Source organism: Neisseria maigaei, from assembly GCF_958267405.1.
Lineage (GTDB): Bacteria > Pseudomonadota > Gammaproteobacteria > Burkholderiales > Neisseriaceae > Neisseria > Neisseria bergeri.
Map to the genome: position 1 here is coordinate 1 of NZ_CATQFT010000030.1, position 329 is coordinate 329.

Here is a 329-nt window from a genome sequence, read left to right on the forward strand (position 1 = left end):
CCTAATTTTACCCAAATACCCCCTTAATCCTCCCCGGATACCTGATAATCAGGCATCCGGGCCGCCTTTTAGGCGGCAGCGGGCGCACTTAGCCTGTTGGCGGCTTTCAAAAGGTTCAAACACATCGCCTTCAGATGGCTTTGCGCGCTCACTTTAATCAGTCCGAAATAGGCTGCCCGAGCATAGCGGAATTTACGGTGCAGCGTACCGAAGCTTTGTTCGACCACATACCGGGTCTTCGACAAATATCGGTTGCGTTTGGTTTGCGCTTCCGTCAGCGGGCGGTTGCGGCAGGCTTTGCGCATAATGCCGTCTGACAACTGATGCTC

General features: G+C 54.1%; 1 protein-coding gene. It reads right to left on the reverse strand.

Annotation, left to right across the window (positions count from 1 at the left end; all coding sequences use genetic code 11):
* Positions 1–68 precede the first annotated feature (68 nt).
* Positions 69–329: transposase (locus Q3O06_RS05415; RefSeq protein ID WP_301818011.1), on the reverse strand; the 261-nt coding region annotated here is incomplete at its 5' end.